This is a genomic window from Saccharomonospora marina XMU15, assembly GCF_000244955.1.
GTDB classification, from domain to species: domain Bacteria; phylum Actinomycetota; class Actinomycetes; order Mycobacteriales; family Pseudonocardiaceae; genus Saccharomonospora_A; species Saccharomonospora_A marina.
This window is the reverse complement of the sequence record NZ_CM001439.1, coordinates 5,737,109-5,757,813: the sequence shown is the minus strand read 5'-3', so window position 1 is coordinate 5,757,813 and position 20,705 is coordinate 5,737,109. Positions and strand designations below refer to the sequence as shown.

The 20,705-nt window shown below is 68.2% G+C and carries 21 protein-coding genes; 20 read left to right on the top strand and 1 reads right to left on the bottom strand.

Annotated features, from left to right (window positions below; all coding sequences use genetic code 11):
* Window positions 1-81 precede the first annotated feature (81 nt).
* The 5 genes from purS (at window position 82) to purL (ending at window position 4,559) form a co-directional block, all read left to right on the top strand.
* Complete coding sequence (gene purS / locus SACMADRAFT_RS27300) at window positions 82-321, top strand: phosphoribosylformylglycinamidine synthase subunit PurS (protein WP_009157067.1); 240 nt, start codon at window positions 82-84, stop codon at window positions 319-321.
* A complete protein-coding gene (purQ, locus tag SACMADRAFT_RS27295; protein WP_009157066.1) occupies window positions 318-1,010 on the top strand; it encodes a phosphoribosylformylglycinamidine synthase subunit PurQ in 693 nt (230 codons plus the stop codon). The genes purS and purQ overlap by 4 nt, the downstream gene beginning before the upstream one ends.
* A gap of 188 nt (window positions 1,011-1,198) precedes the next feature.
* Window positions 1,199-1,564 carry an ArsR/SmtB family transcription factor gene (locus SACMADRAFT_RS27290; RefSeq protein ID WP_009157065.1) on the top strand — a complete coding sequence of 122 codons (366 nt, stop codon included), beginning with the start codon at window positions 1,199-1,201 and terminating at the stop codon, window positions 1,562-1,564.
* A complete protein-coding gene (locus SACMADRAFT_RS27285) occupies window positions 1,561-2,049 on the top strand; it encodes an SRPBCC family protein (protein WP_009157064.1) in 489 nt (162 codons plus the stop codon). Before SACMADRAFT_RS27290 ends, SACMADRAFT_RS27285 begins: the two co-directional genes overlap by 4 nt.
* Window positions 2,050-2,243: 194 nt before the next feature.
* Complete coding sequence (purL, locus tag SACMADRAFT_RS27280; RefSeq protein ID WP_408640343.1) at window positions 2,244-4,559, top strand: phosphoribosylformylglycinamidine synthase subunit PurL; 2,316 nt, start codon at window positions 2,244-2,246, stop codon at window positions 4,557-4,559.
* Between the two features lie 18 nt (window positions 4,560-4,577).
* Here the strand turns inward: purL and SACMADRAFT_RS27275 are convergent, their stop codons facing one another.
* A complete protein-coding gene (locus SACMADRAFT_RS27275; protein WP_009157062.1) occupies window positions 4,578-5,189 on the bottom strand; it encodes a TetR/AcrR family transcriptional regulator in 612 nt (203 codons plus the stop codon).
* 104 nt (window positions 5,190-5,293) lie between these two features.
* Between SACMADRAFT_RS27275 and SACMADRAFT_RS27270 the strand changes: the two genes are divergently transcribed.
* From SACMADRAFT_RS27270 to SACMADRAFT_RS27200, 15 genes are all read left to right on the top strand, one after another.
* On the top strand, window positions 5,294-6,547 hold the full coding sequence (locus SACMADRAFT_RS27270) for a hypothetical protein (protein WP_009157061.1): 1,254 nt from the start codon (window positions 5,294-5,296) through the stop codon (window positions 6,545-6,547).
* A complete protein-coding gene (locus tag SACMADRAFT_RS27265; RefSeq protein ID WP_009157060.1) occupies window positions 6,544-7,029 on the top strand; it encodes a nitroreductase family deazaflavin-dependent oxidoreductase in 486 nt (161 codons plus the stop codon). Before SACMADRAFT_RS27270 ends, SACMADRAFT_RS27265 begins: the two co-directional genes overlap by 4 nt.
* 34 nt (window positions 7,030-7,063) lie before the next feature.
* Window positions 7,064-7,921: an LLM class F420-dependent oxidoreductase gene (locus SACMADRAFT_RS27260; RefSeq protein ID WP_009157059.1), complete on the top strand. Its 858-nt coding sequence runs from the start codon at window positions 7,064-7,066 to the stop codon at window positions 7,919-7,921.
* 471 nt (window positions 7,922-8,392) lie between these two features.
* On the top strand, window positions 8,393-9,904 hold the full coding sequence (locus SACMADRAFT_RS27255; protein ID WP_009157058.1) for an aldehyde dehydrogenase family protein: 1,512 nt from the start codon (window positions 8,393-8,395) through the stop codon (window positions 9,902-9,904).
* Between the two features lie 58 nt (window positions 9,905-9,962).
* Window positions 9,963-10,721 carry a glucose 1-dehydrogenase gene (locus SACMADRAFT_RS27250; protein WP_009157057.1) on the top strand — a complete coding sequence of 253 codons (759 nt, stop codon included), beginning with the start codon at window positions 9,963-9,965 and terminating at the stop codon, window positions 10,719-10,721.
* 69 nt (window positions 10,722-10,790) lie between these two features.
* Window positions 10,791-11,585: an MlaE family ABC transporter permease gene (locus SACMADRAFT_RS27245; protein ID WP_009157056.1), complete on the top strand. Its 795-nt coding sequence runs from the start codon at window positions 10,791-10,793 to the stop codon at window positions 11,583-11,585.
* A 5-nt stretch (window positions 11,586-11,590) separates the two neighbouring features.
* Window positions 11,591-12,451, top strand: coding sequence for an MlaE family ABC transporter permease (locus tag SACMADRAFT_RS27240; RefSeq protein WP_009157055.1), 861 nt, complete (start codon window positions 11,591-11,593; stop codon window positions 12,449-12,451).
* Window positions 12,448-13,809 carry an MCE family protein gene (locus SACMADRAFT_RS27235; protein WP_009157054.1) on the top strand — a complete coding sequence of 454 codons (1,362 nt, stop codon included), beginning with the start codon at window positions 12,448-12,450 and terminating at the stop codon, window positions 13,807-13,809. Before SACMADRAFT_RS27240 ends, SACMADRAFT_RS27235 begins: the two co-directional genes overlap by 4 nt.
* Window positions 13,806-14,852, top strand: a complete 1,047-nt coding sequence (locus SACMADRAFT_RS27230; protein WP_009157053.1) for an MCE family protein — start codon at window positions 13,806-13,808, stop codon at window positions 14,850-14,852. Before SACMADRAFT_RS27235 ends, SACMADRAFT_RS27230 begins: the two co-directional genes overlap by 4 nt.
* On the top strand, window positions 14,852-15,898 hold the full coding sequence (locus tag SACMADRAFT_RS27225; protein WP_009157052.1) for an MCE family protein: 1,047 nt from the start codon (window positions 14,852-14,854) through the stop codon (window positions 15,896-15,898). Before SACMADRAFT_RS27230 ends, SACMADRAFT_RS27225 begins: the two co-directional genes overlap by 1 nt.
* Window positions 15,892-17,070, top strand: a complete 1,179-nt coding sequence (locus SACMADRAFT_RS27220; RefSeq protein WP_009157051.1) for an MCE family protein — start codon at window positions 15,892-15,894, stop codon at window positions 17,068-17,070. Before SACMADRAFT_RS27225 ends, SACMADRAFT_RS27220 begins: the two co-directional genes overlap by 7 nt.
* Complete coding sequence (locus SACMADRAFT_RS27215; RefSeq protein WP_009157050.1) at window positions 17,067-18,287, top strand: MCE family protein; 1,221 nt, start codon at window positions 17,067-17,069, stop codon at window positions 18,285-18,287. The genes SACMADRAFT_RS27220 and SACMADRAFT_RS27215 overlap by 4 nt, the downstream gene beginning before the upstream one ends.
* Window positions 18,284-19,537 (top strand): MCE family protein, encoded by a 1,254-nt coding sequence (locus SACMADRAFT_RS27210; protein ID WP_009157049.1) that lies wholly within the window; start codon window positions 18,284-18,286, stop codon window positions 19,535-19,537. The genes SACMADRAFT_RS27215 and SACMADRAFT_RS27210 overlap by 4 nt, the downstream gene beginning before the upstream one ends.
* Window positions 19,534-20,040, top strand: coding sequence for a hypothetical protein (locus tag SACMADRAFT_RS27205; protein ID WP_050998293.1), 507 nt, complete (start codon window positions 19,534-19,536; stop codon window positions 20,038-20,040). Before SACMADRAFT_RS27210 ends, SACMADRAFT_RS27205 begins: the two co-directional genes overlap by 4 nt.
* On the top strand, window positions 20,037-20,558 hold the full coding sequence (locus tag SACMADRAFT_RS27200; protein ID WP_009157047.1) for a hypothetical protein: 522 nt from the start codon (window positions 20,037-20,039) through the stop codon (window positions 20,556-20,558). The genes SACMADRAFT_RS27205 and SACMADRAFT_RS27200 overlap by 4 nt, the downstream gene beginning before the upstream one ends.
* Window positions 20,559-20,705: the final 147 nt, after the last annotated feature.

The following is a 20,705-nucleotide window of genomic DNA, read 5'->3' as shown; positions in this document are numbered from 1 at the left end:
CCGAGGGGTGTCGGGGGCCTCTCGGCCCCTTGGGTTACGCTGATAGGGCATCGACCTGCGAAAATCTAGGAGCAGCCAGTCGTGGCCCGAGTAGTCGTCGACGTCATGCCCAAGCCCGAGATCCTCGACCCGCAAGGCCAGGCTGTTGCCGGTGCGCTGCCGAGGCTGGGTTTCAACGGGGTCACCGAGGTCCGGCAAGGCAAGCATTTCGAGTTGGAGGTCGACGACTCCGTCGACGACGAAACGCTTGCCAAGATCGCGGAGGGTTTTCTCGCGAACCCGGTGATCGAGGAGTGGACGGTCCGGAGGATCGAGCGGTGAGCGCCCGTATCGGAGTCATCACCTTTCCCGGCACGCTCGACGATGTCGACGCCGCCCGTGCCGCCGCCCGCTCGGGTGCCGAGGCCGTGCCGCTGTGGCACGGCGACGCGGACCTCAAGGGCGTGGACGCGGTGATCGTGCCCGGTGGCTTCTCCTACGGCGACTACCTGCGCTGCGGTGCCATCGCCAGGTTCGCCCCCGTGATGAGTTCGGTGATCGACGCCGCCCGAGGCGGACTCCCCGTGCTGGGCATCTGCAACGGCTTCCAGATCCTGTGTGAGGCGGGCCTGTTGCCGGGCGCGCTGGTGCGCAACGACAAGCTCCACTTCGTGTGCAAGGACCAGTGGCTGCGGGTGGAGAACAACAGCACCACCTGGACCACCCGCTACGAGCAGGGTGCGGAGGTGCTGATCCCGCTGAAGTCGGGTGAGGGCGGCTACGTCGCCGACCAGGACACGCTGGACCGGTTGGAGGGTGACGGCAGGGTCGTCTTCCGCTACGTCGGGGAAAACCCCAACGGCTCGCGCAACGACATCGCGGGTGTCAGCAGCGCGGACGGCAGGATCGTCGGGCTGATGCCGCACCCGGAGCACGCCATCGACGCGCTGACGGGCCCCTCGGACGACGGCCTCGGGATGTTCTACTCGGCCGTCGACGCGTTGACCCCGCTCGCGACCACCTCGGCCTGACGCCGCAGGAGAGCTTCGAACCTCCGGCCGCGACCGAACACCTCCGCCGTCAACCGGTGGCCTGCCGGTTCGATCGCGCCCGAAGCCGGATGCCGCTCGAACCTCAAGTTCCTCAACCAATCGGTTGACTACGTGGCCGGCTGTACTCTACGCTCAACTTATTCAACCGATTAGTTGAGGAAGTAAGGGTGGACGAGAGCACGGAGCAGTTGAATCGGGTGTTCGCGGCACTGGCCGACCCGACGCGGCGTGCCCTGGTGGCCAGGCTGGCCGCCGCGGACGCGACCGTCGGCGAGTTGGCGCAGCCGCACAACATGAGCCTGCAGGCGATCTCCAAGCACGTGAAGGTGCTCGAGGAGGCCGGGCTGGTGCGGCGGAGCAAGGACGCGCAGCGTCGGCCCGTGCACCTGGACGCGGAGGTGTTCGACCTGATGACCAAGTGGATCGAGCGCTATCGCCAGCAGGCCGAGCAGCGCTACCGGCGTCTCGACGCCCTGCTGGACCGGATGGCTGACGACGACAGCCCACGGACGGACCTGGAGGACGCATCATGACCACGACAAAGCACCAGACCCAGATCCTGGCGGACAGCAACGCGCCGACCATCGAGATCATCCGGGAGTTCGACGCGGCCCCCGAGCAGGTTTTTCGCGCCCACGTGGACCCTGACCTGTACGCGCGGTGGGTCGGACCGCACTCGGTGACCACCAGGATCACCAGATGGGACGCCCGCACCGGCGGCGAGTGGGCGTTCGCCAACGATCGCGACGGCGAGGAGATCGCCGCGTTCTACGGCAGCTTCCACGAGGTCCGCCCGAACGAGCGCATCGTGTGGACCTTCACCTACGAGGGCGCGCCGGACGGGGTCGCACTGGAGACGCTGACCTTCGAGGGGCTGGACGGCGGCCGGACGCGGCTGCGGGTGTACAGCGTCGTCGAGGATTTCCAGACCCGCGACGGCATCCTGGCCAGCGGCATGGACACCGGGGTGAACGAGGGCTACGACAAGCTCGACGAACTGCTTTCCGAAGCGGCCTGAGCCGACGGCCGCGCCGTCGACGCTGCGGGCGCGGCCCGGTTCTGCCGCCCGGGCGGGCGCGGCCACCCCGGCCGTGAGAATGGACACCACCGGGCCGCTCGCCCGGCCGAGAACCGCGAAACCGGCCCGTGCGAGCGCTGTACAACCGACCGGCGGCGGGGGTGATCGAGTCCGGCCCGGCTAACCTGGATGTCGTGGCAGCACCTCACGCCGAACCCCCCGCCGACATCCACCCCGTCGACACCACAGCGAACGCGGAGCGCACCGCTGACCTCGACCAACCCTTCGCCGAGCTGGGTCTCGCCGAGGACGAGTACGCCCGCATCAGGGACATCCTCGGCCGCAGGCCCACCGAGGCCGAGTTGGCCATGTACGCGGTGATGTGGAGCGAGCACTGCTCCTACAAGTCGTCCAAGAAGCACCTCGCCTACTTCGGACAGACCACGACGCAGGCGATGAAGGCCAAGATGCTCGCCGGGATCGGCGAGAACGCCGGTGTGGTGGACATCGGGGACGGCTGGGCGGTGACGTTCAAGGTCGAAAGCCACAACCATCCCTCATACGTCGAGCCGTACCAGGGCGCCGCGACCGGCGTCGGCGGCATCGTCCGCGACATCCTCGCGATGGGCGCGCGCCCGCTGGCCGTCGCCGACCCGCTGCGGTTCGGCCCCGCCGACGCCCCCGACACCCGCAGGGTGCTGCCGGGTGTGGTGGCGGGCATCGCCGGGTACGGCAACTGCCTCGGCCTGCCCAACATCGGTGGCGAGGTGGTCTTCGACGCAAGCTACGCGGGCAACCCGCTGGTGAACGCCATGTGCGTGGGTGCGATGAAGGCCGATGACCTGCACCTGGCGCATGCCTCCGGTAAGGGCAACAAGATCATCCTGTTCGGTGCGCGGACCGGGCTCGACGGTATCGGCGGGGTTTCGGTACTGGCCAGCGAGACCTTCTCCGGGGACGAGGCCGAGGGTGGCCGTAAGAAGCTGCCGAGCGTGCAGGTCGGTGACCCGTTCACCGAGAAGGTGCTCATCGAGTGCTGCCTCGAGCTGTACAACCGCGAACTGGTGCTCGGTATCCAGGACCTCGGTGGCGCGGGGCTGGCGTGCGCGACCTCCGAACTGGCGGCCGCCGGTGACGGCGGCATGCACGTCGATCTCGACCGGGTCCCGTTGCGGGCACTGGGCATGACCCCCGCCGAGGTGCTCGCCAGCGAATCGCAGGAACGCATGTGCGCTGTGGTGCGGCCGCAGGACGTGGCCGAGTTCATGGCGGTGTGCCGCAAGTGGGACGTGCTCGCCACCGAGATCGGCGAGGTCACCGATGGTGATCATCTGGTCATCGACTGGCACGGCGAGCGGGTCGTTGACGTGCCGCCGAGGACCGTGGCCCTCGAGGGGCCCGTCTACGACCGGCCCTATGCGCGACCCGCGTACCAGGACGCGTTGCAGGCCGACACCCCCGACTCGCTGCCTCGTCCGTCCACACCGGACGAGCTGAGGGACACGTTGCTGCGGTTGGTTTCCTCGCCGAACCTGGCCTCCAAGGAGTGGGTAACCCAGCAGTACGACCGCTACGTGCGCGGCAACACGGTGCTCGCGCAGCCGTCCGACTCCGGCGTGCTCCGCATCGACGAGTCCACCGGACGTGGTGTGGCGGTCGCTACCGACTGCAACAGCCGCTTCGTCTACCTCGACCCGTACGCCGGCACGCAGTTGGCGCTGGCCGAGGCCTACCGCAACGTCGCCACCAGTGGCGCGATGCCGATCGCCGTCACCAACTGCCTCAACTTCGGCTCCCCCGAGGACCCGGGTGTGATGTGGCAGTTCGAGCGCGCCGTGCACGGCCTCGCCGACGGCTGCGCCACGCTGGAGGTGCCGGTCACCGGCGGCAACGTCAGCTTCTACAACCAGACCGGCGAGCAGGCCATCCAACCGACCCCGGTGGTGGGCGTGCTCGGTGTGCTCGACGACGTGCGGCGCCGCATCCCAACCGGTATCGGCGCGGAGGCGGGTGAGAGCCTGCTGCTGCTCGGCGAGACCCGCGACGAGTTCGGCGGCTCGGCATGGGCGCACGTCATCCACGGTCACCTCGGTGGGCTCCCGCCCGCCGTGGACCTGGAACGCGAGCGCCTGCTGGCCGAGGTGCTGGTGGCGGGCTCGCGCGACGGGATGATCTCGGCGGCCCACGACCTCGCCGACGGCGGGTTCGCGCAGGCCGTCGTGGAGATGGCACTCATCGGCCAGTGTGGCGCTCGCGTCGTGCTCGACCCGGATGCCGACCCGTTCGTTCAGCTCTTCTCCGAGTCGGCGGGCCGGGTACTGGTGGCCGTGCCGCGCACGGAGGAGTTGCGGTTCACCGAGATGTGCACCGCACGCGGGTTGCCGTGGCGAAAGACCGGTGTGGTCGACCCCGAGTCGGGCGCGCTGGAGATCCAGGACGTGGCGACGCTGCCGCTGGAGGAGCTTCGAACGGCGTGGGAGGGCACGCTGCCTGCCCTGTTCGGCCAGTGACCCTGGCTCGGCAGGCACTCAGCTCAGGTACGCGGTGAGCGCTTCCACGAGGCCCTGCTTGGCTTCTTCCAGGTCGATGTAGGTGCTCAGCCCGGCCTCGCTGTGCAGGCCGCGCATCGCGCCGGGCAGCAGAGCGCGGACGCGGCGCAGCCTGTCGCGGTCGACCTCAAGGCCCTGGAATGCCTTCTCGTAGGCCTCGGTCCAGCCGGTGTCCCACGCCAAGATCGCTGCCGCGGTGAGCGGGTAGTCGGCCTCGAGCCGCTCCCGCTGCCGGGGTAGCGCCTGCCGCAGGTTCTGGATGGCCAGTGCGCCCGGTGAGTCCAGCGCCCGCCACAGTTGTTCCACGATGCCCGCGACGCGCTGGTGCACCGACGAGGCGTTGCCGGGTACGGCGACGATCGGGCCTGCCGTGTCACAGATGTGGTGTAGCACGGCGGCCCACAGCCCGTCGACATCGCCGAACTGGTGCTGAACGGTGCCCCACGTGACGCCTGCGTCCCTGGCGATCCGGTTGGCGCTGGCCGCCTCCGGTCCCCCCGCCGCCAGCCTGCGCACCGCCGAGGCGAGTAGCGCCTGCCTGGTCTGGATTCCCTTGCGGTTGAGGCGAGTGCCTTTCGCGCTGTGCGTCATGCCTCCGCCGACTCCAATTCTCATAGAGGCCTTGCTGAGAGATTACCCGCTTGGCTACTGTCTGTCCCTGTTGGCTCGCGCGGCGAATCAGGCGGTGGCTCGGAATGGAAAGCAGGTACCGGACGCTGGAGCGGGCACAGCTGGCCACGTTGGTTCCCGAGTTGTTGCTGGCGGGCCAGCTCATCGACCGCTCGGCCATGGCCTGGTGCATCTCGGCTCTCGGCCGTGACGAGATGGCCGCGATCGCCATCGAGGAGTGGATGGCGGCCAGTCCCATCTACACCCGCAGGATGCAGCGGGCGCTCGGTTACGAGGGCGACGACGTCATCACGATCTTCAAAGGGTTGCAGCTCGACATCGGTGCGCCACCGCAGTTCATGGACTTTCGCTACACCGTCCACGACCGCAGGCACGGCGAGTTCCACCTCGACCACTGCGGCGCGCTGATGGACGTGGAGCCGCTCGGCGAGGACTACGTGCGGGCGATGTGCCACGACATCGAGGACCCCACCTTCGACGCCACGGCCGTGGCGACCAATCCGAGGGCGCAGGTGCGGCCGATCCACCGCCCGCCGCGCACCCCGCCGGATCGGCAGCCGCACTGCGCGTGGACCGTCGTGATCGACGAGTCCCATCCACCGGTCTCGGAGTCGACGGGCTGCACGCGGTTGCGCCGGTCGAAGGCCGCGACGCTGGAGCTTGCGCCGATCGACCCCGGCGACGAGGGGATGGCCGACTACTCCGGGCCGCTGCTGGCCGACCTCGACTTCGGCGCCTTCTCCAGGTCGGCGCTAGCGCGCATGGCCGACGAGGTGTGCCTGCAGATGCACCTGCTCCACCTCGGCTTTCGCGACGCGGTGCGCGATCGCGTCGACGCCGAGCAGTCGAGCACGCTGTGCACCAAGCAGTTGGTGGGCATCGCCGGTATCGCGGCGGAGCGGATTCACACCGCGCTGGGCCTGCCCGGCGGCATCGAGGGCGCGCTTCGAACCCTGGAACTGCACCCGCTGCTCAACCCGGCCGCCTACGTCGATGCGGAGGTGAGCGGGGACATGGTTCGCCTGCGCCGATCGCCCGCGCATGCCGACGGCTCGTGGATCACTCTGTGCGGCCCCGGCCACATCGCCGCGCTGCAGGCGATCGTGCGCGCGGTCGATCCACACCTCGACGTGCGGGTGGAAGGCGAGGCAGCTGACTGGTCCGCGCGGGTGCACCGCCGCGACGAGCCTGCGAAGGAGTTCGACGAGGTCGCGGTGACCAGGGTCAGCACCGGCGCCGCCTTCGTCTTCCAGCCCCGCCGTTCACTTCCCATCACGCCCGTGACCTCGATGACGCGAACAGGAGGGCAACGCCCGTGAGCAAGGCGAAACGGCGGCCGTCGCAACTGGACTCGCCGGTGGTCGGCCGGATCATCAAGTACGTCTCGCGGGCACACGCGTGGGTCTACCGCAGGACTTCAGGCGCGATAGGCATCAACTGGCGGATCGGGTCCGCGTTGCGCAAGCCGGTGCGCACGCTGCTGCTGCACCACCGTGGCCGAAAGAGCGGCAGGAGTTTCACCGCTCCGCTGCTCTACCTGCGCGACGGCGACAACATCGTCGTGGTCGCCTCGCAGGGCGGGCTGGCCAACCATCCACAGTGGTACTTCAACCTTCGCCACGACCCGGACACCACCGTCCAGATCGGCAAGGAGGTGCTGCCGGTACGCGCGCGCGTGGCGCAGCAGCAAGAACGTGCGGCGCTGTGGCCGAAGCTGGTCGAACTCTATGCCGACTTCGACACCTACCAGGCGTGGACCGACCGCGAGATCCCCGTCGTCATCCTCGAGCCTCGCCGGTAGCCAACCGGCTTGGCGGGCGAGAAAGGACGAGCCCATGCGTCACGGCATCGTGCTGTTCACAAGCGATCGCGGCATCACTCCCGCCGATGCGGCGGCCGCCGCCGAGCGAGCCGGGTTCGACACCTTCTACGTCCCCGAACACAGCCACATACCGGTCAAGCGGCAGGCCGCACACCCCGGCACCGGCGACGGCAGCCTGCCCGACGACCGTTACCTGCGCACGCTCGATCCGTGGGTCAGCCTGGCGACAGCTGCGACGATGACCTCCCGCATCCGGCTCGCCACGGCGGTGGCGCTGCCCGTGGAGTCCGATCCGATCACGCTGGCCAAGACCATCGCCACACTCGACCTGCTTTCCGGCGGCAGGGTGACGCTTGGTGCGGGGTTCGGGTGGAACACCGACGAACTCACCGACCACGGCGTGCCCCCCGCGAAGCGGCGCACCGTGCTGCGTGAGTACCTCGAGGCGATGCGGGCGCTGTGGACCCAGGAGGAGGCCGCCTACGAGGGCCAGTTCGTCAGCTTCGCCGCATCGTGGGCCTACCCCAAGCCGGTGCAGCGGCACATCCCGGTGGTGATCGGTGCGGGAGCGGGACCGAAAACCTTCGCCTGGATCGCGGCGAACGCCGACGGCTGGATGACCACGCCGATCGAGTCGGACATCACCGGTAAGGCCGACGCGCTGCGCCAGGCATGGGCGAAGGCCGGTAGGGCGGGGCAGCCTCGGATCGAGGTGCTCGCCACCACGAAGCCGACCCCGCAGTTGCTCGCCGATTGGGAGCGGGCGGGCGTCACCGAAGCCATCTGGGGTTTGCCGGACAGGCCGAAGCCCGAGGTGGAGGCCTTCCTCGAGCGGCACGCGGCCAGGCTCGGCATCGGCGGCAAGGGGTGACGACCGCCGCGCTCCGGCGTGGCTGAACGTGTTCTCGATTCATCTGGCGGGCAGTTTCGCGTTCCCGCGTGGCCTTCGTGGGGCCCGCCTGCCGCGCCCGCGTACCGTTGCGGCCTGGTGCGCTGGTAGCCGGTCGCGGTGGGCAGGCCGCCACCTCGTCGACGCGCATCCGTTCGCTTCGCCGACCGTTGGTAGGGGACGAGGGCGGTGTCCTGCGTAGCCGTGTAGAACGAGTTCTAACTGTGGTCCGAAGGTGAATCGCCTGGCCTGCCGCGGTCCGAGTCCCCGGCAGTCGCGCCAATGAAACTAGAACATGTATCTGTTTGTCGGGCGATGTCTCGTAGTTCAGCGGCGTCGAACAGCACATATCCAGCGATACCGGTGTTGATCGTAGAGAGAATAAGTTCTACTCTTGGCCGGAGTTGGCAGGCCGACGGTGTCGGGCGCCGGTGAGCCGTTGGAGGCGAGTTCATGACCCTGACGATGCTGCCCCATCGCGAAGCGGCGGGGCTGACACCCGGCAGGCTCCACATCGACGGCGAGTGGGTGGCCGCCGAGGGCGGCGCGACGTGGACCCACCACCACCCGGCGACCGGCGAGGAGATCGGTGAGATCGCGGTAGCGTCACCCTCCGACGTCGACGCGGCCGTAGCCGCGGCACGGCGAGCCTTCGAGTCGGGTGAATGGTCCCGGGCGAACGCGCAGACGAGGATCGCCGTGCTGCACCGATTCGCCGACCTGCTTCGCGAGAACGCGGACCAGCTGCGTGCGCTACAGGCGCTCGACAACTCCGTCCCGGTGTCGTTCGGCAGCATCTACGCGGTCTCGGTGGCCGCGGCCGCCGACGCCTTCGACCACCACGCGGGTTGGATCGACAAGATCGGCGGCCAGACGCTGCCGCCCTACCAGGGCGGCGACCACCTGGCGATGTCGTTTCGGGAACCGATCGGGGTCGTCGGCGCCATCCTGCCGTGGAACGTGCCGTTCCTGCTGTTCGCGCAGAAGGTCGCCCCCGCGCTGGCCGCAGGCTGCACCGTGGTGCTCAAGCCGAGTGAGTACGCCACGTTCTCGGTGCTTCGGATGGTCGAGTTGCTGCTCGAGGCGGGGCTGCCCAAGGGCGCCCTCAACGTCGTCACCGGCCCCGGCGACCCCACCGGGGAACGGCTGATCACCCACCCGGACATCGACAAGATCAGCTTCACCGGCAGCAGGGAGGTCGGCAAGCGGATCGTCGAGGCCTCCGCCACGACGCTGAAACGGGTCTCGCTGGAACTCGGTGGCAAGAGCCCGGCGGTGGTGTTCGGCGACGCCCCCGACGTCGGTGTCGCGGCGGCGACCACGGTGGGAGCCGTGACCATGGGGCTTTCCGGGCAGGCCTGCGTGGCCAACACCCGCGCACTGGTGCACCGCGACGTCTACGAGGACTTCATCGCCGCCGCTCAAGGTGTGGCGGCGGCAGTGACCTACGGCGACCCCTTCGACCCCTCGGTGATATCCGCACCACTCATCAACGGCCGCCAACTCGACCGCGTGCTCGGCTACATCGAGAAGGGCAAGGCCGAGGGCGCGCGGCTGGTGACCGGTGGCGAGCGGCTTGCGGGCGAGTACGCGGCGGGCAACTTCGTGGCGCCGACGATCTTCGCCGACGTGGACAACTCCGCCACGATCGCGCAGGAGGAGATCTTCGGGCCGGTGCTGTCCGTCGTGCCGTTCTCCGATGAGGACGAGGCGATCAGGCTCGCCAACGACACCGAGTACGGCTTGGGCGCCAGCGTGTTCAGCTCCGACGCGCAGCGAGCGTTCCGCGTGGCGCGTGGACTTCGGGCGGGCACGGTAGGGATCAACGGCTTCCAGATCGAACCGCACCTTCCCTTCGGTGGCTTCAAGCAGTCCGGGCTCGGCAGGGAGGGCGGCAGGACCGCCTTCGAGGCCTACACCGAGCTCAAGAGCGTGTTGATGCCGTTCGGCGACGAACTGATGTGAGCCGGGGCGCTTCGGGCAGGACGGGTAGGCGAGAAAGCACGGAAAGGCAGGTACGCAGATGGGCAGGCTCTCGGGCAAGGTCGCGCTCCTCACCGGCGCCGCGCGCGGCCAGGGCGCCGCTGCCGCTCGGCGCTTCGTCGCCGAGGGCGCACGGGTGATGATCACCGACATCACCGACGCGGAGGGTAAGGAGCTGGCGGATTCGCTCGGTGAGGCCGCCGCGTACCAGCACCTCGACGTGACCGACGAGGACCAGTGGCGGGGAGCGGTGGCGCGCACCGTCGAGGAATTCGGTTCGCTGAACGTCTTGGTGAACAACGCGGGCATGCTGCATTTCGCCGCGCTCACCGACACCACACTCGCCGACTACGAGCGCGTGATCAGGGTGAATCAGATCGGCACGTTTCTGGGGATGCGCTCGGTCGTTGAACCGATGACATCCGCAGGAGGCGGGTCCATCGTCAACATGTCGTCCGTCGAGGGGCTGGCTGGAATGCCGCTGGTGAGCGCCTACACCGCGAGCAAGTTCGCGATCCGGGGCATGACCAAGGTCGCCGCGCTCGAACTCGGGGAGCACGGAATCCGGGTCAATTCCGTGCATCCGGGGCTGATCGACACCGACATGGTGCGCAATTTCGTGGGAGCCGAAACGGACCTTTCCCCCGCGGGACGCAAGGTGGCGCTCGGCAGGGTCGGGCAACCGGAGGAGATCGCGGGTGTGGTGGCGTTCCTGGCCAGCGACGACAGTTCGTACTGCACGGGAGCGGAGTTCGTCGCCGACGGCGGCTCGACGGCGACACATGCGTTGAAGGTCTGAGACGACGCAGGCGGCAACGCCACCTGAGCTTGTCACTTCACGTTCAAGGGTGAGCGTTACGGAGGTTGCATGAGTGCGGCAACGGGTTCTCCACCTGTGCCGGGCGTTCGGGCGCTGACCCAGGTCGGTCGACTCTCGACACTCGGGTGGGAGGTGCTGCGGGCGATACCGCGCAGGCCCTTCCAGTGGCGCGAATGGATGCAGCAGTGCTGGTTCTTCGCCAGCGTCACGATCCTGCCCACCGCGCTCGTGGCGATCCCGTTCGGCGCCGTGATCGCGCTGCAACTCGGCTCGTTGACCCAGCAGATCGGCGCTCAGTCGTTCACGGGTGCGGCCAGCGCGCTCGCCATCGTGCAACAGGCCAGCCCGCTGATCACCGCGCTGCTCGTCGCGGGAGCGGGTGGAAGCGCGGTCTGCGCCGACATCGGAGCACGCAAGATCCGCGAGGAGATCGACGCCATGCAGGTGCTCGGCGTCGACCCCATCCAGCGGCTCATCGTGCCGAGGGTGCTGGCCGCGATCGTGGTTTCCGTGCTGCTCAACGGCCTGGTCAGCGTGGTGGGCGTGCTGGGCGGCTACTTCTTCAACGTCGTGCTGCAGGGCGGCACGCCGGGTGCCTACCTGGCGAGCTTCAACGCGTTGGCCCAGCTTCCCGATCTGTGGATCAGCGAGCTCAAGGCGTTCATCTACGGGTTCGTGGCAGGCGTGGTCGCGGCGTTTCGCGGGCTCAACCCCGCGGGCGGGCCCAAGGGCGTTGGTGACGCCGTGAACCAGGCGGTGGTCATCACGTTCCTGCTGCTGTTCCTGATCAATGTCGTGCTCACCGCGATCTACCTCAAGATCGTCCCACCGAAGGCTTTGTGAGGGCGATGTCGAACACGCGGCAGACCGGGTCCGGACCGAGCGACCGTACGCTCGAGATCATCGCGCGCCCCGGCGCGTCACTGGAGGGGCTTGGCGCCCAACTGCTGTTCTACGTTCGCGCCCTGGCCTGGGTACCGAGAACGCTGCGCCGCTACGGCAAGGAGACGCTGCGGCTGCTCACGGAGGTCATCTTCGGCACGGGCGGGCTCGCGGTCATCGGCGGCACCCTCGGCGTGATGATCGGGATGACCCTGTTCACCGGCCTCATCGTCGGCATCCAGGGCTATGCCGCGCTGGACCAACTCGGCACGGCGGCGCTCACCGGCTTCATCTCGGCGTACTTCAACACCAGGGAGGTGGCGCCGCTGTCGGCGGGGTTGGCGCTCTCGGCCACGGTCGGTTGCGGCTTCACCGCACAACTCGGCGCGATGCGGATCTCCGAGGAGATCGACGCGCTCGAGGTGATGGGCGTGCCGAGCCTGCCGTACCTGGTCACCACCCGTGTCATCGCGGGCGTTGTCGCCGTCATCCCGCTGTACGCCGTCGGGCTCCTCTCCTCCTACCTGGCGTCACGGCAGATCACCATCTGGATGTACGGCCAGTCGGCGGGAACCTACGACCACTACTTCAACCTGTTTCTGCCACCGGAGGATGTGCTGTGGTCCTTCGGTAAGGTGCTGATCTTCAGCACGATCGTCATCATGTCCCACTGCTACTACGGTTTCACCGCCAGCGGCGGTCCCGCTGGCGTGGGTGTGGCCGTCGGCCGCGCGGTACGGACCTCGATCGTGCTGGTGGCCGTGCTCGACTTCTTCCTGAGTCTGGCGATCTGGGGGGCGACCACGACGGTGAGGATCTCCGGATGAGCACGACGAGGCGGCTGCTGCTGCGCAGGCTGTGGCACCAACTGCTGGGCCTGGTGTTCCTGGTCGTCGTCGCACTGTTCATCACGACGACGGTCGCGGTGTACAACAAGGCCTTCGCCGACGTCGCGATGGTGCAGCTCAAGACCGACCGCATCGGCACACAACTGCGGGAGGGCGCCGACGTCAAGATCAGGGGCGTGCGCGTCGGTGAGGTTCGTGGGGTGTCCTCCTCCGGCAGCGGTGCGACGTTGCGGTTGGCGCTGGACCCGCGCAAGGTCGAGGTGATTCCGGCGGCGGTGTCGGCGCGGTTGGTGCCGAAGACACTGTTCGGCGAACGCTACGTGGCGTTGCAGCCGCCGAGTGGGGGCGCCGCGGGGCACATCCAGGCCGGCGATGTGATCCGGCAGGACCGCAGCGTCGAGGCGGTGGAAGTCGAGCAGGTACTTTCCGAGGTGCTGCCGCTGCTGCGCAGCGTGCGCCCGGAGAAGCTTTCCAGCACGCTCAACGCGGTGTCCACGGCGCTTGACGGGCAGGGCGAACGGCTCGGCGAGACGCTGGTGCGGTTGTCGGACTACCTCGGTGAGCTGAATCCGGCACTGCCGGACATCAAGGCCGACATCACCGGCCTCGCCGACGTGTCCGATGTGTACAGCGAAGCCGCTCCGGAGTTCCTGGAGGCGATGTCGGACCTCACCACCACGACACGCACGCTGCTGGAGAAGCGTGAGCGGCTGGAGACGCTCTACACGAGCGTGTCCAGCGCGTCGGTCAACCTGGCGAGCTTCCTCGACGCCAACGAGAACAACCTCATCAGGCTGACCGCCACCGCGCAGCCGGTGCTGGATATCCTCGAGAAGTACGCTCCGCAGTACCCGTGCATGTTCGGCCAGTTCGCTGACATGATGCCCGCGGCGAAGGCCGCGTTCGGGTACAACGGCGACCAGATGAATCACGTCGTCATCAAGATCATCGCTTCCAACCGGGGCAAGTACCTTCCCGGCGTGGACGAGCCGAGGTACCTCGACAAGCGTGGCCCCCGCTGCTACCCGCAGGTCCCGGCACCGGGTACGTGGCCGCAGTACCCGCCCGACGGGCCGGTGCGTGACGGCTCGACCCACCCGGGCACCCAGTTCGACGATCCGCTGCCGGGTCCGGTGCAGGGACTGGACGTGCCGTTCTCCTCGGGCGGAGGGTCCACGCCCGCGGGTGTTCCGCTGGTCGCCAACTCCGGTGCCGAGCAGGAACTGGTCGCGCTGCTGCAGTCGTCGGGCACCGGTATCGCGCCCGAGGACGCGCCCGGATGGTCGTCGTTGCTGCTCGGGCCCTTCTACCGGGGCGCCACCGTGGAGGTCCGATGAGGAGCTTCGTTCCGGCGCTGCTGAAGATGGGCGTGTTCACCGTGGTCACCATGCTGCTGACCGCGGTGCTGGCTGCGACGATCGCCAACGCGAACTTCGGTGACGCCTCCGGCTACACCGCTCGGTTCAGCAGTGCTTCCGGCCTGCACGTCGGTGACGACGTGCGGATCGCGGGGGTCAAGGTCGGTCAGGTCACCGGTATCGAGGCCGTCGACAGTGACGACGGAGCAGGCACCGTGGCGCAGGTGACCTTCCAGGTCGAGCAGGGGCGGGAACTGCCCGCACTGGTGACGGCGACGGTGAAGTTCCGCAACCTGGTCGGCCAGCGCTACCTCTCGCTGGGCACCAACGTCTCCGGTGACTCCGTGCTACCCGCAGGCGGCACGATCCCGATGGAGCGAACCCAACCCGCGCTCGACCTGACGACGCTGTTCAACGGGTTCCGCCCGCTGCTGCGCGCACTGGAGCCCGAGCAGGTCAACCAGCTTTCCTACCAGCTCATCCGCGTCCTGCAGGGCGAAGGTGGCACGGTACGAAGCCTGCTGACACACATCGCTTCGGTCACCACGACCGTGGCCGATCGCGACGAGGTGATCGGAAAAGTCATCGACAACCTCAACTCCGTGCTCGACACCGTCAACCAGCGCTCACCGCAACTCGGGCAACTGGTCGACACCACGCAGCAACTGGTGTCCGGCCTCGCTCGCCAGCGCGAACCCATCGGGGAAGCGGTTTCCGGTATGGCCGAACTCACCGACGTCACCGCGGGCCTGCTCGAGGACGCTCGACCCCCGCTGAAGCGCGACATCGACGGGCTGAACAGGCTGGCGGGCAACCTGCGCGACGCCGAGGACCTGCTCGCCACGATCCTGAACGATCTCCCGTCCAGCATGCGCAAGTTCACCAGGGTGACCAGTTACGGCAGCTGGTTCAACTACTACCTGTGCGGGCTGTCGGGCACGATCGGAATCGAGTCGCTCAACGTCACCGTGCCGGTGCTGCCGTTGCCGGGCACGCAGCTGCCAGAGAGGTGCAAGGTCTGATGAAACCTCTCAAGGAGCGAAACCAGGCTACCGTCGGGCTGGTGAGCCTGGTGTTGATCGTGCTCTCCGTTGTGGTCGCCTACCAGCTCGACGAGATCCCGCTGCTCAACAACTCCTCGACCTACTCGGCCCACTTCGCGGAGTCGGCGGGACTGCAGCCCGGCGACGAGGTGCAGGTAGCGGGTGTCAAGGTCGGCAAGGTCGACGACGTGGTTCTCGACGGCACGCGAGTGCTCGCCACCTTCTCGGTCGACTCGTTCGACACCAGCAGGATCGGCGAAGGCACCACGGCGTCCATCGAGATCAAGACGTTGCTCGGCGACAAGTACCTGGCACTCGTGCCGAGGGGCAACGCGCCGCAGGACCCGAACCAGCCGATCCCGGTGGAGCGGACCAGGACCCCGTTCCAACTGCAGGACGCATTCGACGAGCTGTCGACCGCTGTCGAGGACATCGACACCCAGCAACTCGCGAAGAGCTTCGACGTCGTCGCCGACACGCTGCACGGCACGTCGAAGCCGATGACCGACGCGCTGAACGGCCTGTCGGCGCTGTCGGAAACGGTGTCGTCGCGGGACCAGGAGCTGGCGAAGTTGCTGTCCAACACCAGCCGGGTCACGCAGACGCTGAGTTCGCGCAACGAACAGCTGCGCGACATCGTGGAGTTCGGTAACCAACTGCTGGCGGAGGTGCAGCGCAGGGAGCAGGCGATCGACGCGTTGCTGCGCGGTGCCCAGCGGGTGTCGGCCGAGCTGACCGGCCTGGTGCGCGACAACGAGAAGCAGATCCGCCCCGCGCTGGACAAGCTGGACTCGGTCACCGAAATGTTGCAGCGAAACCGGGACAACCTGCGGCAGACGCTGCACCTGCTCGGGCCGTTCACCAGGACCGGCGTGAACGTGACCGGCAACGGCCGGTGGTTCGAGGGCTACATCTGCGGAATGCTGCCGCCGACCATCAACTTCAACGGCGCCGAGTACAACCCACAGGGCTGCGATCCGACGATCGCCGCGCCGGACCAGGGTGTGAGGAGCGGCCGATGGTGATCGACAGCAGGGCCTCCCGGCGGACCTACCGATGGGTCGCCACGGCCTCCGTCGTGGTGCTGGTGCTCACCGGTGCGCTGTGGTGGGCCTTCGGCGACGGAGGTGGCACGAGGCTGTCCGCCTACTTCACCAAGGCGGTCGGCCTCTACCCGGGATCGGCGGTTCGGGTGCTCGGTATCGAGGTCGGTGAGATCACCGCCGTCGTTCCCGAGGGGCAGCGCGTCAGGGTGGACATGGCCGTGTCCGACGACGTGCCGCTGCCCAGCAGCGCCGGCGCGGTGATCGTCGCCCCGAGTCTCGTCAGTGACCGCTACGTGCAGCTGACACCGCCCTACGACGGTGGTCCCCGGCTGCGCTCGGGAGACACGATCGGGCTCGACCGTACGGCGACGCCGATGGAGATCGACGACCTGTACCGCACGCTGGACGAGTTGTCGACCACGCTGGGCCCGAAGGGGGCCAACGCCGACGGCTCGCTTTCCCGGGTGCTCGACGCGGCGGCCGAATCCTTCGAGGGCAACGGCAAGAACCTCAACACCACGATCACGCACATGTCCGAGCTGGCCGAGACGCTGAACAGCTCCAAGGGCGACCTGTTCGCGACGGTGCGCAACCTCAATTCCTTCACCGAGGTCCTCGCGCGAAGTGACGCCCAGCTCGAGGAGTTCTACGCCCGCCTCGACCAGGTCAGCGGGTTCCTCTCCGGTGAGGCGGATGAGGTTTCGGCCGCGCTGTCGTCGCTGGGGTCCGCGTTGGGGGACGTCAAACGCTTCGTCACCGACAACCGCGACCAACTGACATCCAATGTGGACAAGTTAGCGAGCCTCACCCAGGTCCTTGTGGACGAGCGCGCCTCGCTGGCCGAGACGCTCGACGTGGCCCCGACGGGTCTGACCAACTTCATCAACACCTACGACGCCAACTCCGGCAGCATCGCGATCAGGTACAACGCCAACGAGCTGACCAACCCGCTGGTGACCACGGCCTGCAGGCTCGTCAAGCTGGCGTCGTCGCAGCAGGTACCGCAGTCGCTGAACAAGCTGTGCGAGGTGCTCGCACCCGTCGTGGACGGCGCCACCAAGATCCCGCCGGTTTCGCAGCTGCTGCACGCTATCCAGACCGGTGAGCTGCCGCCGTTGCCGCTACCACTGATTGCCGCGGGGGCGCCGTGACCGTGACCAGCAGACTCAGGGCAAAACTGGCGGCGCTGCTCGGGGTGGCGCTGCTGCTGGCGGGGTGCGCCGACGGCGGGTTCACCGGGCTGTACAACGCACCGCTGCCGGGCGGGGCCGACGTCGGAGACAACCCGGTGCGAGTGACGGTCGAGTTCACCGACGTGCTCGACCTCGTGCCGCAGTCCTCGGTCAAAGTGGACGACGTCACGGTCGGCACGGTGCAGCGGATCGAGTTGGCCGAGGATTCGAAGTCGGCCGTGGTGCAACTCACCATGCGCGGCGACGTCCGGCTTCCGGCCAACGCCCGAGCCGAGCTGAGGCAGTCGAGCCTGCTGGGCGAGAAGTTCGTCGAACTCAGCGCCCCCACCGGCGAACAACCGCAAGGCAGGCTCAGCGACGGCGCCACGATCCCGTTGCAGCGCACCAGTCGCAACCCCGAGGTGGAGGAGGTTCTCGGTGCGCTGTCACTGCTGCTCAACGGCGGCGGCGTCGAGCAACTGCGCGACATCGTGCGGGAGCTCAACAAGGCGCTCGCGGGCAACGACGCCGAGTTCCGTGCCCTGCTCACCAGGGCCGACCGGCTCGCCGCCGAACTCGACTCGCAGCGGGGCGAGATCGTACGTGCCATCGACGGGATGAACCGGCTCTCCGAGACGCTCGTCGCGCAGGAGGACAACCTCGTCACCGCGCTGGAGCACCTCGAGCCGGGACTGGCGGTGGTCAGTGAGCAGCGTGAGCAACTCGTCGGCATGCTCTCCTCACTGGAGGAGCTGTCAAGGGTGGGCACGCGCGTGGTCAACCGCAGCAGCGAGCAACTCGTCGCCAACCTGGAGTCGCTCGGCCCGGTGCTCGACAAGCTCGCCGAGTCGGGTTCCGACCTGACCGAGGCACTACGAATCCTGCCTACCTACCCGTTGCCGCACTTCGCCGGGTCGATCGTGCGGGGCGACTACGCCAACGTGAAGGTTCGGCTGGACATGAACCTCGACACCATGCTGCGCAACATCCTGAACGCGGGGATGCCCATGGAGTTCCTCGGCAACGGCAGCGAACCCGACACCGGTGGCGACGACGCCGCGCGTCAGGGCAGCGGCGGCTCGGCCGAAGGGCCGTTCCTACCGCTGCCTCAGTCCGGGGCCTCGCCGGACGGTACGGGCAGCGGAACCGGTGACTTCGGCGGCCTCCTCGGCAGCCTCCTCGGAGGGACGCCATGACACTGACCGGTAAGAACAAGCTGCTGCTGGTCGCCTTCGCGATCATCTCCGTGCTGGCGGTCGGCTACGCGGGCGCGCAGTACGCCGGTCTCGACCGCCTCCTCGGCAGCCGGGGCTACCTGGTGCGGGTGGAGCTGGCATCGTCGGGGGGAATCTTCGCCAACGCCGAGGTGACCTACCGTGGCGTGACCGTCGGCAAGGTCAGGCAGCTACACCTCACCGACGACGGCGTGACGCTGGATCTGGACATCGGCGAGGACAGTCCTCGGATACCGGCGGACACCGACGCGGTCGTGGCCAACCGCTCCGCGGTCGGGGAGCAGTACGTCGATCTGCGGCCACGTACCGGCAGCGGGCCCTACCTGCGGGAAGGCTCGGTGATCACCCAGGACCGCACCCAGACCCCGGTGATGCCCGAGCAGTTGCTGGCCAACCTGTACGACCTGGTGTCCAGTGTGGACCCGGAATCGCTCGGCACCGTGGTGGACGAGACCTACGACGCATTCGCCGGCGCCGGACCCGACCTGCGGCGGCTGCTCGACTCCGGCAGCGCGTTCACCGAGGCGGCGCAGCGCAACCTGCCACAGACCAAGAGCCTGCTCGCGAACGGCCGAGTCGTGCTGGACACCCAGCGGGACAACGGCGGTCGAATCCGTTCGATCGCGCAGGGCCTGAACGACATCGCGGCCGAGTTGAAGCAGGCCGACCCGGATCTGCGGACCGTCATCGACGAGGCCCCGCTGCTCTCGGCGGAGGTCGACGAGTTCCTCGCCGACTCAGGCACGAGCGCGAGCGTGGTGCTGGCGAACCTGCTGACCACCACTCAGATCGCCACCGTCCGGACCGACGCCGTCGAGCAGATGATGGTCGCGCTTCCCGTTGTGAGCGCGTTCTCCAAGTCGGTGTCCTCCAACGGAGAGGGACACATCGGGTTCGTGGTGAACTTCTTCAACCCGCCCTCGTGCACCAAGGGCTACGAAGGCACGCAGCGCAGGCCTGCCAACGATACCGCCGAGATCCCTCCCAACACCGAGGCGTACTGCGCGGAGCCGCCCGGCAGCCCGATCTCGGTGCGTGGCTCGCAGAACGCGCCCTACGGCGGGAAACCGGTCGAGGTCCCTGAGCCGGATCAGGACGCGGGCGAGGACGGACGCCCCGAGTCGCGGCGATCACTTCCCGGGCTGCTCGAAACGGCACCAGGGTCGAGCGAGCGCGTCGGGCTCGACACGTTGCTCGGAACCGGAGGGTGAGCGTGCCCGGCGGCAACCGGTGGCGCGCCGCGCTCGCGGCATCGGCGGCGCTGGCGGTCGTGGCGTGCGCCTGGTTCGGCTGGTCGTGGTGGAGTGCCGAGCACTCCGACTTCGCCCGTAGGGCCGACGAGCGCGACGCGGCGTTGCAGGCGGGCACCGAAGCCCTCGCCAGGCTCTACACCATCGACCACAGCACTGCAGGGTCCGATGTGGACGCGTGGATCAGCGTAACGGAGGGGTCACTGAGCGAGGAGTTCCGCAAGGATCGCCGCTCTCACGTCGAGCGCGCGCGCGAGCGCCGGATCAGCTCTACCGCGCAGGTTCGCCACGGCGCGCTCTCGGCGCTCGACATCCAGGCGGGCAGGGCTTCGATGCTGGCCGTGCTGAGCGTCGAGGTCGCAACGGACGGCGGTGAGCGTACCGACAAGCGCAGCACGCTGCTCGCCGAGCTACGGCGAACCGAAGGCGGCTGGAAGATCTCGTCGGTGCAGGCGCAGCGATGACCGGGAAGCCGAACCGTGACCCGGCCAGGGCGGCGACCTGGCTGGCCGTTCTCGCGGCGATCACCGTGCTGGCGGGCGCGGGTGCGGTCTGGTCCGCTCTGCGTGCGGAGGCGGTGCGCGAGGGTAACGCCGCGATAGCCGACGAGGCGGCCACCGCCGAAGTGTCGCGCCAGGTGGGCGAATCGGTGAAGGCGATCTTCTCGTACAGCTTCCGTGACCTCGGGCGCACCGAACGAGCCGCGCGGGGTGCCCTTGTCGACGCGGCGGTCGAGCAGTACCGCTCCCGGTTCGCCGAGGCGAGCAAGCAGGCGCTGCGGCAGCGGCTCGTGCGCTCCACCACCGTACGGGCGGTGGGGGTACGCAGCCTTTCGCCGGATCGCGCCCACCTGCTCGTCTTCGTCGATCAGCAGACGATCGCCGATGACGGCAGGCCGAGGGGGTCCACGTCGGCGTGCCTTGATGTCGTCGCACGCAAGGTGGACGGGGTATGGAAGCTCTCCCAACTCGCCGCCGTATGAGCCGGAATTGTCTTTCGTCACATCGAAGGCGTTATGCATCGGCGATGGTTGTGCCCGGCGAGAACAAATTCTAGCCTGGCAGGGTCGTGCTTTTAGGAAAGGAGTGGATTTTAACGCCCCCGAGCGAGTGGGGAAACAATTTGTTTT